Origin of the sequence: Bradyrhizobium sp. Arg237L, assembly GCF_029990105.1 — a bacterium.
GTDB lineage: Bacteria > Pseudomonadota > Alphaproteobacteria > Rhizobiales > Xanthobacteraceae > Bradyrhizobium.
Genome location: NZ_JAQMIL010000123.1, coordinates 1 through 14,979 on the forward strand (window position 1 = coordinate 1; position 14,979 = coordinate 14,979).

At 63.7% G+C, this 14,979-nt stretch carries 13 protein-coding genes and 1 pseudogene; 8 read left to right on the top strand and 6 right to left on the bottom strand.

What is annotated here, in order from left to right:
- Positions 1–204: 204 nt before the first annotated feature.
- Entirely contained in the window at positions 205–369 is a 165-nt protein-coding gene (locus OZ411_RS41125) for an RNA polymerase sigma factor region1.1 domain-containing protein (protein ID WP_282532521.1), read from the bottom strand.
- A gap of 181 nt (positions 370–550) precedes the next feature.
- Here OZ411_RS41125 and OZ411_RS41130 point away from each other — a divergent pair, with 181 nt between their 5' ends.
- Complete coding sequence (locus tag OZ411_RS41130; RefSeq protein WP_130582097.1) at positions 551–982, top strand: hypothetical protein; 432 nt, start codon at positions 551–553, stop codon at positions 980–982.
- Positions 983–1,001: 19 nt separating this feature from the next.
- Here the strand turns inward: OZ411_RS41130 and OZ411_RS41135 are convergent, their stop codons facing one another.
- The gene (locus OZ411_RS41135; RefSeq protein ID WP_282532522.1) at positions 1,002–1,766 is read right to left on the bottom strand and encodes a DUF2865 domain-containing protein; all 765 of its coding nucleotides are present in this window, start codon (positions 1,764–1,766) and stop codon (positions 1,002–1,004) included.
- Positions 1,767–2,049: 283 nt separating this feature from the next.
- Positions 2,050–2,613 carry an orotate phosphoribosyltransferase gene (pyrE, locus tag OZ411_RS41140; RefSeq protein ID WP_028168036.1) on the bottom strand — a complete coding sequence of 188 codons (564 nt, stop codon included), beginning with the start codon at positions 2,611–2,613 and terminating at the stop codon, positions 2,050–2,052.
- 189 nt (positions 2,614–2,802) lie between these two features.
- Here pyrE and OZ411_RS41145 point away from each other — a divergent pair, with 189 nt between their 5' ends.
- On the top strand, positions 2,803–3,429 hold the full coding sequence (locus tag OZ411_RS41145; RefSeq protein WP_282532523.1) for a glutathione S-transferase family protein: 627 nt from the start codon (positions 2,803–2,805) through the stop codon (positions 3,427–3,429).
- A 125-nt stretch (positions 3,430–3,554) separates the two neighbouring features.
- Here the strand turns inward: OZ411_RS41145 and OZ411_RS41150 are convergent, their stop codons facing one another.
- The 3 genes from OZ411_RS41150 to OZ411_RS41160 form a co-directional block, all read right to left on the bottom strand.
- Positions 3,555–4,187 carry a LysE family translocator gene (locus tag OZ411_RS41150; RefSeq protein WP_282532524.1) on the bottom strand — a complete coding sequence of 211 codons (633 nt, stop codon included), beginning with the start codon at positions 4,185–4,187 and terminating at the stop codon, positions 3,555–3,557.
- A gap of 116 nt (positions 4,188–4,303) precedes the next feature.
- Complete coding sequence (gene polA, locus OZ411_RS41155) at positions 4,304–7,345, bottom strand: DNA polymerase I (RefSeq protein ID WP_282532525.1); 3,042 nt, start codon at positions 7,343–7,345, stop codon at positions 4,304–4,306.
- A 189-nt stretch (positions 7,346–7,534) separates the two neighbouring features.
- Positions 7,535–8,599, bottom strand: a complete 1,065-nt coding sequence (locus OZ411_RS41160; protein ID WP_282532526.1) for an acyltransferase family protein — start codon at positions 8,597–8,599, stop codon at positions 7,535–7,537.
- 179 nt (positions 8,600–8,778) lie between these two features.
- Here OZ411_RS41160 and OZ411_RS41165 point away from each other — a divergent pair, with 179 nt between their 5' ends.
- From OZ411_RS41165 to OZ411_RS41190, 6 genes and pseudogenes are all read left to right on the top strand, one after another.
- Entirely contained in the window at positions 8,779–10,095 is a 1,317-nt protein-coding gene (locus tag OZ411_RS41165) for a UDP-glucose/GDP-mannose dehydrogenase family protein (RefSeq protein WP_282532527.1), read from the top strand.
- 116 nt (positions 10,096–10,211) lie between these two features.
- Positions 10,212–12,686, top strand: a complete 2,475-nt coding sequence (gene hrpB, locus OZ411_RS41170) for an ATP-dependent helicase HrpB (protein WP_282532528.1) — start codon at positions 10,212–10,214, stop codon at positions 12,684–12,686.
- Positions 12,687–12,828: 142 nt separating this feature from the next.
- Entirely contained in the window at positions 12,829–13,344 is a 516-nt protein-coding gene (locus tag OZ411_RS41175; protein WP_282532529.1) for a TIGR02281 family clan AA aspartic protease, read from the top strand.
- Between the two features lie 53 nt (positions 13,345–13,397).
- Positions 13,398–13,694 carry a nucleotidyltransferase gene (locus tag OZ411_RS41180; RefSeq protein WP_028168044.1) on the top strand — a complete coding sequence of 99 codons (297 nt, stop codon included), beginning with the start codon at positions 13,398–13,400 and terminating at the stop codon, positions 13,692–13,694.
- Between the two features lie 153 nt (positions 13,695–13,847).
- Positions 13,848–14,030: a HepT-like ribonuclease domain-containing protein gene (locus OZ411_RS41185; protein WP_282532530.1), complete on the top strand. Its 183-nt coding sequence runs from the start codon at positions 13,848–13,850 to the stop codon at positions 14,028–14,030.
- A gap of 143 nt (positions 14,031–14,173) precedes the next feature.
- Positions 14,174–14,979 (top strand): annotated as a pseudogene (locus tag OZ411_RS41190) (phosphomannomutase/phosphoglucomutase); the annotation flags it as partial.

A 14,979-nucleotide genomic window follows, 5' to 3' on the forward strand; every position in this document is an offset into this window, starting at 1 on the left:
ATTTTGCGCGCCGTCGCGGCCATCGCAGGTCTCGCTACGGTCCTCATAGGCGACTTTCGCCGCCGCCTGCAGCAAAATCCCGCGCCAAGTCCCTTCAGTCTCCACTTGGTCGCCTGATCCCAATTCTTGCCCAGCCTGGAAAGCGCAACCCGGGATTGGTGCCGCAGTCTGGAATTTCCCGGGTTACGCTCCGCTCCACCCGGGCTACGATGGATCGTCCTCGACGAGGCTTATTCCTTCATCGCGCAAAGCGCCGAGCAGCGCTTCGATGTCTTCTGACTCGACCGCGAATGATGACAGAAAGTCGTCGAGTTGGTCGAAGGTGATAGAGCCAGCGGAGCGCGCAAGCTCGATGACTCTGCGGATCATCTCCTGCCGTTCCATTGTCGGATGCGCCTGTCGTTGGCCTCTACCCTAGAGGCAAGCATGTCGGCGCCGCCTCTGCAGCTCGGAACAAATTAAGAACACTTTAGCAAGTATTTGATATCATTCTGATTCGGCGGCGTCGCCGACACAACATCTATGGCCTGTCCGTTCTCGCGAGGACTACATGTCCACTATTGCCTTTGATCAGTTCGCGCTCACCCGCATCGCCGACTTTGCGCGCTCGCTGTCGCGCCTGCATCAGGCGTCCCGCCGCCAATGGGTCGATGACGACCAGATCGACCGCGAGTTCAACGCGGTCTGCATGTCGATCTGGGGTTACACCATCGACGACATCAGCGACGACTTGTTCTCACCTGCGGATCACGCCTGGCTCGATTCGCTCGACGAAGCACATGCGCGCATCTTTGCCGCCGAGCAGGGCTATGACCTCGTCGACGACCAGGGCATGCTGACGGACTGGTGGGGCTATTGCTGGATGATCCTCGCTGAAAAGCGCGGGCTGCTGACGCCGGAAAACCGCGCTGCGGCGCGCGCGGCGATCGAGGAGAAATATCGCGCCGCGCCGAATGTCATCGGGGTGATCGTCGGGCGGTGAAGTTCGCAATGACGGTAGACTAGTTGATCTCCGCCCGCTTCGCCTTCGGCGCGGCTGATTTCGGCACGACGGTGACCGGCGGTGCGCCGTCATGGCTCGTGTCCGACTGCGGCGCTTCGCCGACCGTTTCGGCCGCGACCGGCGCGACCTTCATCTCGCCGAGCCGGGCACGGAGTTCGGCGGTGAGACCGGGGTAGGACGCGACCGGCGTGAAGTCGGCGCTCTGGTTGTTGCCGACCCGGACGCCGGTATAGGCAACCAGGCCATCGGTGGTGGCGACCACGTCGCCGGCGCGAAGTGAGGTATCGAGCGTGAGGTCGACCGGCGCGAGGCCGGCGGGATCGCGGCCGTTGCAGGTGCAGTCAGCGCGCAATGACTTGCGGTAGGCGAAGGCGTTCTCACTGTCGGCATAGCGTTCGCCGGCCGACGAGGTCGCGTAGTCGATGCTGCCACCGTAATAAACCTTGGTGGCGGTCGCCGGACAGAACGCCTGGCAGAGCTGAACCGGTGTCGCGCTGCCGCGTAAGCTCAGCGGGAAATATTTGCCGTCGCAGCTTCTGACGCAAAAGGCCGGGCCGGAACCGGCAACGCGCGGCGCGGGCGCAGCCTGCGGCTGTTGCTGCTGGTTGAGGCCGAACGGATCAAAGAAATTGGGTTGTGGCTGGCCCTGTCGCGACTGCTGCTTCTGCCCGCCGCCGAAGAAGAAATCGAGCAGCCCTTCCGCTGAGACTTGCGCCGGCGCGAGCGTCAGCGAGCCCAGAAGGGTTGCGGCAACAAGTGTCACGTGGCGCCGCACGCGACTATCAGCAAACCCTCTACGCAACGCCAACTCCACCCGACAGAGCCAACAGAGCCGAGACGTCGTCTCCGCGCGATTCACCCTAATGTGGGATGGTAAACGAGCAGTTGATTGCGGAAGAACTATGGAGATGAGTGCAATCTCGCGCGGTGTGCCGATGCGGCAACACTAGAGCGGGATGATTATTCTTCGAATCGTCATCCCGCTCTAGCTTTCTTTTGAGCATGATCTTTTCGGAAAACCGGTTCCCACTTCTCCGGATCATGCTCTAGCTCTTCAGGAACTCGCCCGCTTTGTACAACGAGCGGAACGGCAGACCGGCTTCCGCGAACGTTTCTGTTGCGCCTTCCTCGCGGTCGACCATGGTGAAGACCAGCGCGACCTCGCCGCCGGCCTCGCGCACGGCTTCCACCGCCTTCATCGCCGAGCCGCCGGTGGTGGTGACATCCTCGACGATCACGATGCGCTTGCCTTGCAGCGTCTCGCCTTTGGCAAGTCCCTCGACCGCAAGCTTCGCACCATGTTCCTTCGGCTTCTTGCGCACGAAGAAGGCCGCGATCGGATGGCCCTTGATCCAGGAGAGCTGCGCGATCGCGCCCGCGAGCGGCACGGCGCCCATCTCCAACCCACCGACGAAATCAAGATTGTCGTCTTTCAGCGCTTCATAAGTGAGCTCGGCAAGCAATGCGGCGCCCTCGGGATCCAGCATCGTCGGCTTGAGGTTGAAATAGAAATCGCTCTTGCGGCCCGAGGCCAGCGTGATCTCGCCGCGCCCGAAAGAGCGCTTACGGATGATCTCGGCGAGGCGGGCGCGGGCGGCTGATTTGGACAAAGCGGCTTTCCGGGTCGTTTACGGTGGCGCGCAATCTATCGGCGGTCGTGGCGAGATTCCAGCGCCGAAAGCTCCCCGTCAACAACGCCCCGCGTCGCATGTGGCGCGGATCCATATTCGCAAAGGCTGGTTGTAACGGTGTCCGGTTCCGCGCTAGGGATGCCTCAAACGATTGTGGGGGAAGCGAAAATGACCATCGAGCTGCACACCTGGAACACGCCGAATGGCCGCAAAATCTCGGTTGCGCTGGAGGAGATGGGGCTGCCTTACCAAGTGTTCCCGGTGAACATCACCAAGGGCGAGCAGATGGCGCCGGCCTTCCTCGAAATCAGCCCGAACAACAAGATTCCCGCAATCGTCGACCCGGACGGCCCCGGCGGCAAGCGGGTCAGCGTATTCGAATCGGGCGCGATCCTGCTCTATCTCGGCGAGAAGACCGGAAAGTTCCTGCCCAAGCCCTTGATCGAGCGCATCCCGGTCTATGAATGGCTGATGTGGCAGATGGGCGGTTTTGGGCCGATGCCGGGTCAGGTGCACCATTTCATCGCGCTCGAGAACGAACATGACCGCGCCTATGGCCTGAAGCGCTTTATGACCGAGACGCTTCGCCTCTACGGTGTGCTGAACCGCCGGCTCGAAGGCCGCGACTTCGTCGCCGACGATCTGTCGGTCGCCGATTTCGCCATCCTCGGCTGGGCCTGGCGCCACCCGCGCCACAAGGTCAATCTCGGCGATTTCCCCAATGTCGAGCGCTGGTACAACAAGCTGATGGCTCGTCCAGGCGTGAAGCGCGGGATGGAAGCGAAGCTGGATTAGAAAGGTCTCCGTCATCGCCCGCGCAGGCGGGTGATCCAGTATTCCAGAGACGTCTGCGATTAAGCCGAGAGTTCACCGCGTACTGGATGCCCCGCCTGCGCGGGGCATGACGGCCTTCTAATAGCTCACGCTCTCCTCGCCTCGAACGCCATCTTCATCGCAAGCCCCGCCAGCACGGTGCCCATCAGCCAACGCTGCAGCAGCAGCCAGGCCGGCCGCGTGCCGAGGAACAGCGCGATCGAGCCGGCGGCGAGCGCGATCATCGCATTGACGCTGACGCTGATCGCGATCTGGATCGCGCCGAGCGCGAGCGACTGCGTCAGAACGCTGCCCGTGGGATCGATGAACTGCGGCAGCAGCGCCAGATAGAGCATCGCGATCTTCGGATTCAGCAGGTTGGTGACAAATCCCATCGCGAACAGTTTCCGGGGGCTGTCGACCTGCAGCTTCTTCACCTGGAACGGCGAGCGCCCGCCGGGCTTCAGCGCCTGCCACGCCAGCCACAACAGATAGGCCGCGCCGGCAAAGCGCAGCGCGTCATAGGCGTAGGGAATCGCGAACAACAGCGCCGTGATGCCGAACGCCGCTGATAGCATGTAGAACACGAAGCCGAGCGCTACCCCGCCGAGGGACACAATCCCCGCCGCCGGTCCCTGTGTGATCGAACGCGAAATCAGGTAGATCATGTTCGGCCCCGGCGTCAGCACCATGCCGAACGAGAGCAGCGCAAAACCGAGCAAAGCGGAGGTGTGGGGCATCAGGAACTCGCGGGAGGATGCACGTTTCTAACGTGCGTCGTGTCGCGATTCCATTGCGCAATTGCTCCGAGAGCATTTTTGCTGTCGTCGTCCGGACGGGCGACGACGGAGAGAGCTCAATGCGCCTCGTCCCAATTGTTGGCGGCGCGGGCGTCGACCTGCAGCGGCAGCGACAGGATCACGGCCGGGAATGGCGCGTCCTGCATCACATGCTGCACGACGGGCAGGGTCGCAGCGACTTCCTCGTCGGGGACCTCGAAGATCAGTTCGTCATGCACCTGCAAGAGCATCTGCGCTGAAAGCTTCTTCTCGGCGAGCGCGCCTTCGATGCGGGTCATGGCGCGGCGGATGATGTCGGCGGCCGAGCCCTGCAGGCGGGCGTTGATCGCGGCGCGCTCGTTGAAGGCGCGGACCGAGGCGTTGCTGGCCTTGATATCAGGGTAGTAGCATTTGCGGCCGAACAGCGTGGTGACATAGCCATTGCGGCGGCAGAAATCCTTGGTCTCGTCCATATAGGCGCGGATGCCCGGGAAGCGCTCGAAATATTTCCTGATGTAAGCGGAAGCCTCTTCACGCGCGATGCCGAGCTGGTTGGCGAGGCCGAAGGCCGAGATGCCGTAGATGATGCCGAAATTGATCGCCTTGGCGCGGCGGCGCACTTCGCTCGGCATGTCCTTGATCGGCACGCCGAACATTTCGGATGCGGTCATGGCGTGAATGTCGAGGCCGTCGCGGAACGCCTGCTTCAGCACGGGGATGTCGGCGATTTCCGCGAGCAGGCGCAGCTCGATCTGCGAATAATCAGCCGATACCAGCTTGTGCCCGGGCGTCGCGACAAAGGCGCGGCGGATCTTCCTGCCGTCCTCGGTACGCACGGGAATGTTCTGCAGGTTCGGTTCGTTCGACGACAGCCGGCCCGTCGTGGTCGCCGCCAGCGCATAGGTGGTGTGGACGCGGTGGGTCTGCGGATTGACGTAGGTCGGCAGCGCGTCGGTATAGGTCGATTTCAGCTTCGAGACCTGCCGCCACTCCAGGATCTTCTTCGGGAATTCGTGGCCCTGTTCGGCGAGGTCGTCCAGCACCTGCGCCGTCGTCGACCAGGCGCCGGTCTTGGTCTTGGTGCCGCCAGGCAATCCCATCTTGCCGAACAGGATGTCGCCGATCTGCTTGGGGCTGCCGACATTGATCGGCTCGCCGGCGATCTCCTGGATCTCGGCCTCGACGCGCGCCGCGGTCTGGGCGAAATCGCCTGACAGCCGCGACAGCACCTGGCGGTCGATCGAGATGCCGCGCCGCTCCATCCGCGCGAGCACGGAAACCAGCGGCCGCTCCAGCGTCTCATAGACGGCCGCCATCCGCTCCGCGACCAAGCGCGGCTTCAATACGCGCCACAGGCGCAGGATCACGTCGGCGATCTCGGCGCAGTGCTCGGTCGCCTTGTCGATCGCAACCTGGTCGAAGGTCAGCTTGTTCTTGCCGCTGCCGGTTAGCCCGTTCTCAGCGATCACCGCATGCCCGAGCCAGCGCTCGGCGAGCGATTCCAGGGCATGTGACCCGCGCCCGGCATCGAGCACGTAGGAGATCAACTGCGCATCGTCAAAGTTGCGCAGCGTGATGCCGGCTTGCGCCAGCATCACCGCGTTGAACTTGACGTCGAAGCCGACCTTCAGGATGCCCTGCGACTCCAAGATCGGCCGCAAGGCTTCGATCGCCTGCTCGAACTTGATCTGGTCCGGTGCGAGGCCTGCGTCGAACAGCCCGCTGCCGCCGCCCGCCTGCTTGTGGGCGAGCGGGATGTATGCGGCGTCATCCGGGCCGAGCGCCAGCGCGATGCCAGAGATTTCCGCCTGCATCGGATCGATCGAATTCGCCTTCGCCTGGACCGCGACATGGCCAGTATCGTGGATCCGCGCGATCAACGCGTTGAGCTGATCGAGGGTCCCGATCGTCAGGTATTTGCTGCGGTCGATCTTGGTCTTGCGCGCCGCCTCGGCGCGTGCTTCCGCGAGCACAATCGGCGTGCCCTTGAGGCTCGAGCCCTTGTCCTCCTTGCCGGCGGGCTTATTGCGCTCCTTGGCGGCAGGCGCGGGCTGCACGGACCCGCCGGGACCCGGCGCGGGCTCGACGCCCGAGGGCGGCAATGGTGTAAACACGCTCGCGCCGCTCTTGTTGCCGGGATCGGGCTCGATATCGGACGGGTCGATCTGCCCGTATTCGGCGACGCGGCGGGTCAGCGTCGAAAACTCCATCGCCTTCAGGAAGGCGATCAGCCGGCGCGGATCGAGCTCATGCACGGCAAGATCGTCGAGCGGCACTTCGAGCTCGACCTTGTCGTCGAGCAGCACGAGCTGCCTCGAAATACGCGCCTTCTCGGCATTCTCGACCAGCGCCTCGCGCCGCTTCGGCTGCTTGATCTCGCCGGCGCGGGTGAGCAGGGATTCGAGATCGCCATATTCGATGATGAGCTGCGCCGCGGTCTTGACGCCAATGCCGGGGACGCCCGGCACGTTATCGGTGGAATCGCCGGCCAGGGCCTGCACCTCGACCACCTTTTCCGGCGGCACGCCGAACTTCTCGATCACCTCTGGAATGCCGATACGGCGATCCTTCATGGTGTCGTACATGGTGATGCCGTCTGTCACGAGCTGCATCAGGTCCTTGTCGGAGGACACGATCGTCGCGCTCGCGCCGCGCTCGGCGGCGATCCGGACATAGGTCGCGATGAGGTCGTCCGCCTCAAAGCCGACCTGTTCCAGGCAGGGCAGGTCGAAGGCGCGCACCGCCTCGCGGATCAGCGCGAATTGTGGGATCAGGTCGTCGGGCGCCGGCGGCCGGTGCGCCTTGTAGTCGGGATAGATTTTGTTGCGGAAGGTGATCTCGGACTTGTCGAAGACGATGGCGAGGTGGGTCGGCCGGTTGTCCTCGGGCATCTCGCGCAAGAGCTTCCACAGCATGTTGCAGAAGCCGAGCACGGCATTGACCTGCAGCCCGTCGGACTTGCGGTTCAGCGGCGGCAGCGCGTGGTAGGCGCGGAAGATGTAGGAGGAACCGTCGACCAGGAACACATGGTGGCCCTTGGCCGGAGCCTTGGCGGCAACAGGCTTGGGGGCGGCTTTGGGTTCTGTCTTGGCTGAGGTCTTGGAGGCTGATTTCGGCATGGCCGAAATTTAGGGATTTTTGCAGCAAATGACAGCCTTGAGGTGCGGAATTTTGGTCCGCTGACACGGCTATCCCCGCTGTCATCATCCGCGAAGGCGGATGATCCAGTATTCCAGAGCGGTCGAGGCATGCGGAGAGGTCGCCGCATACTGGATTGGCCGGCCAAGCCGGGCAATGACGGCGGTGTGCTACTCCGCGGCCTGCAATACTGCTGCTTTCTTCGGTGCGATCCAGAACGTGGCGGGGCGCTCGAACAGGAAGTTGGCACGGAGTGCGAGCGCCACGCGCCAGATCACCAGCGAGCCGATGAGGCCGGTGATGGTGACGAGCAGCGAGATCAGACCGATGTCGTGGATCACACCGCTGCGCAAGAGGCCGACGCGGGCGATCACCATCGGCAGGAAGAAGGCGAGATAGATCACGATGGAATGCTCGCCGCAGAAGCGCAAGGCGGTGAGCCACTTCATCCGCGCCAGCAGCGTCCCGGTGACGACGATGGCAAACGCGCCCGCAAATCCCAGAGCAAGTGAAACAAGCGGCCATTCACTCACCCCCGCGATCACCAGGGTGCCATTGACCAGCATCCATAGCGCGAGCCCGGTCAGCGCCAACATCGGCGCGGAACGTGCGCGGTTCGACAGTTTGAAGACGTAGGGCGCAAAGAGATAGCCGGCATAGAAATAGACGAAGCGCGCGCAGAATTCGTCGATCACGGTCCAGCCAGTCACCACATGCGCCATCTCGAGTCCGGCGGCCAGCGCCAGAATCGCGAGCGGCGGCAGATTGCGTGTCAGTTTTGTGACGACGAAGAAGATCGGCAGCAGATAGATGAACCACAGCGTGCCGAACGGCTCGATGAAGGATTCGAGATAGAGATAGCCGGTGTGGCTCCAACTCGTCTCGGCGGCAAAGGCCGGCGCCTTGAACGCGAACTGGATCGTCACCCACAACACATAGAAATAGGCGAAATGGACGACCTTGCGGTCGAGATAGGTGCGCCAGTCACGGTCGATCACCAGCGAGAGGAACAGACCCGAAATCAGGAAGAAATCCGGCATCCGGAACGGTTTCGCGAACATCACGACCGCATGCATGAAGCCGGTCTCGCCGGCGGCGGCCTCCACCCCCAGGACCGAATGCATCATCACGACCATGACGATGCAGATGCCCTTGGCGTAGTCCACCCAATCGACGCGCCCGTCCGGCGATGCGGCGGAACGCAGGCTCGCGGAGGTTGTCCCGTTTGCGGTCATGACTGTCCTGTTTCGGCGCGCATTTGGCGCATCTTCGGCCGGATCGGTTGCTATCGCCTTTATTCATACAAATGACATGCCGCTCGTGCCTGCTTTTTGCCGTTTCCTCCTGGCCGGCAAATGTTCTAAGACGCTGACCGGAGTTGCGGAATCGTTAACGATAGCAAGCGGGTGGTTTCATGCGCATCGCCATGATTGGCACGGGTTATGTGGGACTGGTGTCCGGCGCGTGTTTTGCGGATTTCGGACACCACGTCACCTGCGTGGACAAGGATGTCGAGAAGATCAACGCCCTTCGCCGCGGCGAAATCCCGATCTTCGAGCCGGGGCTGGACGCCCTCGTTGCTTCCAATGTGAAGGCCAGGCGGCTCGACTTCACCACGGATCTGAAGGACCCGGTCGCCGAAGCCGACGCGGTCTTCATCGCGGTCGGCACACCGTCGCGCCGCGGCGACGGCCATGCGGACCTCTCTTACGTCTATGCCGCCGCCCGCGAGATCGCCGGTGCGCTCAAAGGCTTCACGGTGGTGGTGACCAAATCGACCGTGCCGGTCGGCACTGGCGACGAGGTCGAGCGCCTGATCCGCGAAGCCAACCCGGCTGCCGATGTCGCGGTCGCTTCCAATCCGGAATTCCTGCGCGAAGGCGCCGCGATCCGCGACTTCAAATTCCCGGACCGCATCGTGGTCGGCACATCAGATGAGCGCGCGCGGAAAGTGCTCGGCGATGTCTACCGGCCGCTGTCGCTCAACCAGGCGCCGCTGATGTACACGGCGCGGCGGACGGCGGAGCTGATCAAATACGCCGCGAATGCATTCCTCGCGACCAAGATCACCTTCATCAACGAGATCGCCGATCTCTCCGAAAAGGTCGGCGCCGACGTCCAGGAAGTCGCGCGCGGCATCGGGCTCGACAACCGCATCGGCTCCAAGTTCCTGCATGCCGGCCCCGGCTTCGGCGGCTCCTGCTTCCCCAAGGACACCCGCGCGCTGATCAAGATCGCGCAGGACCACGACGTGAATCTGCGCATCGTGGAGGCCGTGCTCGGCGTCAACGACAACCGCAAGCGCGCGATGGCACGCAAGGTCGCGGGCCTCGCCGGCAATTTGCGCGGCAAGACGGTCGCCGTGCTCGGCCTTACCTTCAAGCCGGAGACCGACGACATGCGGGAGGCGCCGTCGATCCCGATCGTCACCGGCCTCTTGGACATGGGCGCAAAAGTGCGGGCGCATGATCCTGTCGGCATCGAGCAGGCGCGCAAGGAGCTGCCGGATATCGAATATTGCGATGATCCCTATGAATGCGTGAGCGGCGCCGATGCCATGGTCGTCGTCACCGAGTGGGTGCAGTACCGGACGCTCGATCTGGAGCGGCTGAAGAGCCTGTTGCGGCAGCCGGTCGTGGTCGACCTGCGGAATATCTACCGCCCCGAGGACATGGCCGCGCATGGCTTCAGCTATGAGAGCGTTGGCCGCGCAGCCGAACCGCCGGTCTAAGCTCGCTGTTGTTGTCATACCCCGCAGGGGGTATCCAGTACGCACGATCTTCGTGATCATCGCGGCCTGAATTTACTGGAGCACCCGCATTCGCGGGTGATGACGGATTCGAGATATTGCCCCGTCATTTCGACACTCCACTTCCCATCGACGCAGCGCTCCCCGAGCTCGCGGCGACCCTTGCGGCGAAGAACACGGTCGTGCTCGTCGCGCCGCCCGGCGCCGGCAAGACCACGCGGGTGCCGCTGGCGCTGCTCGACGAGCCCTGGACCGAGGGCAAGAAGATCATCGTGCTGGAGCCGCGGCGAATCGCGGCCCGCGCCAGTGCAGAGCGGATGGCGCAGACGCTTGGCGAGCGGGTCGGCGAGACCGTCGGCTATCGCGTCCGCTTCGGCTCGAAAGTATCGCGCGCAACCCGCATCGAGGTCGTCACCGAAGGCATCTTCTCGCGCCAGATCCTCAACGATCCCGAACTCGCTGGCATTGCCGCAGTCCTGTTCGATGAATTTCATGAGCGTTCGCTTGATGCCGATTTGGGGCTTGCGCTGGCGCGTGATGCGCAACAGGGCTTGCGTGAGGATCTTCGCCTGCTCGTGATGTCGGCAACGCTCGACGGCGCCCGTGTCGCAAAGCTGCTTGGTGATGCTCCCGTCGTGGAGAGTGAAGGCCGCGCCTTTCCGGTCGAGACACGCTATCTCGGCCGCAAAGTGGACGTTCCGTTTGAGCGGCAGATGGCGGACGCGATCGCGACTGCCCTTCGCGCCGACCCCGGCTCGGTGCTGGCGTTCCTGCCGGGCGCCGCCGAGATCCGCCGCACGCAGAATTTTCTCGAAGAGCGCATCCATGACGCCGCGATCGAAATCGTGCCGCTGTTCGGCGCGCTCGACGCCAGCGTTCAGGATCGCGCCATCGCGCCGGCGCCCAAAGGTCACCGCAAGGTGGTGCTGGCGACCTCGATCGCCGAGACCTCGCTGACCATCGAGGGTGTCCGCATTGTCGTGGATTCCGGCATGTCGCGCGTGCCGCGCTATGAGCCCGACATCGCCCTGACGCGCCTGGAAACTGTGCGCGCTTCGCGCGCCGCGGTCGACCAGCGTCGCGGCCGTGCCGGCCGTACCGAGCCCGGCGTCTGTTACCGGCTCTGGGACGAGCCGCAGACGGCCTCGCTCGCCCCCTACACCCAGCCGGAAATCCTCTCCGCCGACTTGTCCTCGCTGGTGCTCGACCTCGCACAATGGGGCGTAAGCGACGCTTCCGGCCTTGCTTTACTTGATCCGCCGCCCGCGCCTGCCTGGAACGAAGCAAGCGTGCTGCTGCGCGAACTCGGCGCGCTCGATGTCGACGGCCGGATCACGGCGGAAGGCAACAGCCTGCGTGCGCTGGCGCTGCCGCCGCGGCTCGCCCGCATGATCGTGGATTCGGCGCGGTTTGGCGCGGCGGCAGGAGCCGCAGAGATCGCAGCGGTGCTCACCGAACGCGGGCTAGGCGGCGACAGCGTCGATCTCGATGTCAGGCTCGATCAGTTCCGTCGCGACCGCTCGCAGCGCGCCTCGAGCGCGCGCAGCCTCGCGCAGCGCTGGGCCTCGCAGGTGACTTCGCCGAAAACGTCCGAGGCCACGGGCGAGCTCTCCACCGGCACGATGCTGGCCTTCGCCTTTCCCGATCGCGTCGCGCGCAACCGCGGCAATGGCAGCTTTGTGCTCGCCAACGGCCGCGGCGCCAGCGTCGAGCAGACGTCTTCACTTGCGCGTTCATCCTATATCGCGGTCGGAGAGTTGACCGGCACGGCGGCGAGCGGCCGGATCCTGTTGGCGGCGCCGATCACGCCGGAAGAGATCGAGCTGCGTTTCGCAAGTGAGATCGGGACCACGGAAGACATTTCGTTCGACCGCAGTGCGATGGCGCTGCGCGCGCGGCGCAAGCGCACGCTGCACGCGATCACGCTCTCGGAAGCGCCGCTGGCGCTGTCACCCTCCGCGGAGACCGCACGCGTGCTCGCCGACGGCTTGATCGCCGCAGGTCTCGACAAGCTGCCGTGGTCGAAAAACCTGAAGCAATGGCGCGACCGCGTGATGTTCCTGCGCAAGGCCGAAGGCGATAGCTGGCCGGACTTGTCCGATGAGGCGCTGGTGCGGGAGCGCGAGGCCTGGCTGGTGCCGGCGCTTTACGACAAGACCTCGCTGAAGGAGCTCTTGGCCGGCGATCTCTCGGATGCGCTGATGGTGCTGTTGCCCTGGAATCTGCGTGCCCGGCTGGAGCAGGAGGCGCCGACCCATTTCGAGGCGCCGACCGGCAGCCAGCTTGCGATCGACTACGAGGCCGAGCAGGGCCCGACCATCGCGGTCCGGCTGCAGGAGTTGTTCGGGCTCAACACCCATCCGTCGATCGCCAAGGGCGCCGTGCCGCTGGTGCTGGAATTGCTCTCGCCGGCGCAGCGCCCGGTGCAGGTGACACGGGATCTGCCGGGCTTCTGGCGCGGCAGCTACGCCGCGGTCCGCGCCGATCTGCGCGGGCGCTACCCGAAGCACCCCTGGCCGGAAGACCCGGCCACCGCCGTGCCGACGCGCCGGGCCAAGCCGCGCGGGACGTAATCCGCACCCCTGCGATTGCCGCTTGCCGTTAACGCTTCACTCATCCTTTTCGCGAAAATGGCAGGCTCCATCGCCGCTGTCGGTCGCGACTTGGCCGATGGCGTGGTGAAATCGGCCAGTTCCCGGAAATGTGCGTGGCGTCATGCGTAACATAATGATCTTCGCCGCCATCCTGATCGGCCTCGGCAGCTTCATGGCGCAGATGGCGGACAAGATGACGCCGGCCTCCGCGTCCGCCACGACCGCTTCGAAGGGTATCCCCATTCAGACCGTGGCGCAGGGCGGGGGCCGCACGCTGAGCATTCCGCGCGACTCCCGCGGACATTTTGCGACTGACGGCCGCATCGACGGCCAGCGCATCGATTTCATGGTCGATACCGGCGCCTCGCTTGTTGCGCTCAATGAGAAATCTGCCGCACGCTTCGGCTTGCGCCCGTCGCGCGGCGACTACACCGCGACCGTCAGCACCGCCAACGGCACCATCAAGGCCGCGCGCACCCGCCTTGCCATGATCGATCTCGGCGGCCTCATCGTCCGCGACGTCGACGCCATGGTGCTGCCGGACGAAGCGCTTTCCGAAAACCTGCTTGGCCTGTCCTTCCTGTCCAAGCTGAAGCGTTTCGAATACGCCAACGGCAGGCTGGTGCTGGAGCAGTAAGGCTGGCTCGACGACCCCTCCCGGTGGCGATTGCTGCGTGCTATATGATCGCAATGAACAGTTCCGAAGCCATCGATACCTTGCGACGCTCTGAGGGGGACTTGCGCAAACGCGGGGTAAGGCACGCTGCGCTATTCGGCTCGGTGGCTCGGGGCGATAACGGCGCAGGCAGCGACATCGATATCATGATCGAGATCGATCCTGACGCACGTATTACCATTTTCGATTATGTAGAGCTGAAGGAATACATCGCGGGCCTGTTTGATGAGCCGGTCGACGTTGTAAATCGCGAAGCCCTCAAATCTTACGTGCGGCCCACGGCAACTGCTGACGCCATCTATGCCTTCTGAGCGGACGGACGTCGTACTCCTCGATATGTTGCACCACATCGATTTGGCCACGAATTTTGTTCAGGGCTTCGATCGCGAGACTTTTGTCGATGACATACGGACAGCTACGCGGTCACTCGCTGTCTCGAGATCATCTCCGAAGCCTCACGACGTTTGCCGGAAGATTTGAAAGCTCGACATCTCGGGATCGCGTGGAAGAAGATGGCAGGAGCCGGCAACGTTTACCGTCACGATTATGAGGATGTGGCGGCTAGAGTTGTATGGGACACCGTCGAGTGTGCGCTGCCGCCGCTAAGAGTCGTGATCGAGATAGAAATTTCGCGCCTTCAGGAATAGGTGCCTTCGGAACGAGGCATTGTCCGGCCAACAAATCCGCCGCAATTGTCAGCCAATAGCACCGAATCCTACCTTTCGCCGCGGTCCGCCTTTGGCTATTGGCTGCAGCATTGACCATCACGCTCTCGCGAGGCCGTTACAACATGTTTCCAAAGCCCAAGCCTGTTCTGGTTCCGAACACCTATGCCTTCGAATCCGAGCCGATGGTGAAGCCGACCGGGTTTCGCGAATATGACGCGCGCTGGCTGTTCGGCAAGGAAATCAATTTGATGGGCGTGCAGGCGCTGGGCATGGGGCTCGGCGCGCTGATCGCGGAACTCGGCGTCAAGCAGGAGATCGTGACCGGCCACGATTTCCGCGGCTATTCCGCCGCGATCAAATATGCGTTGATCTCCGGCCTGATGGCTGCGGGCTGCAAGGTGCACGACATCGGGCTGGCGGTGACGCCGATGGCCTATTTCGCGCAGTTCGACCTCGACGTGCCCTGCGTCGCGATGGTCACCGCCTCCCACAACGACAATGGCTGGACTGGCGTCAAGATGGGCGCCAACCGCCCGCTGACCTTCGGGCCCGACGAGATGACGCGGTTGAAGGAGATCGTGCTCGGCGCGAGCTTCGAGAACAAGGCCGGTGGCGCGTATCAATTCCACGAGAATTTCCCGGCGCGCTACATCGCCGACCTCACCAACCGGCCAAAGCTGACGCGCAAGCTCAAGGTGGTGGCCGCCTGCGGCAACGGCACCGCCGGCGCGTTTGCACCGCAGGTGTTGGAGAAGATCGGCTGCGAGGTGATCCCGCTCGACACCGAGCTCGACCATACCTTTCCGAAATACAATCCGAACCCCGAAGACATGGAGATGCTGCACGCGATCCGCGACGCGGTCTTGCAGCACAAGGCCGATGTCGGTCTCGGCTTCGATGGCGACGGCGACCGCTGCGGCGTGGTCGA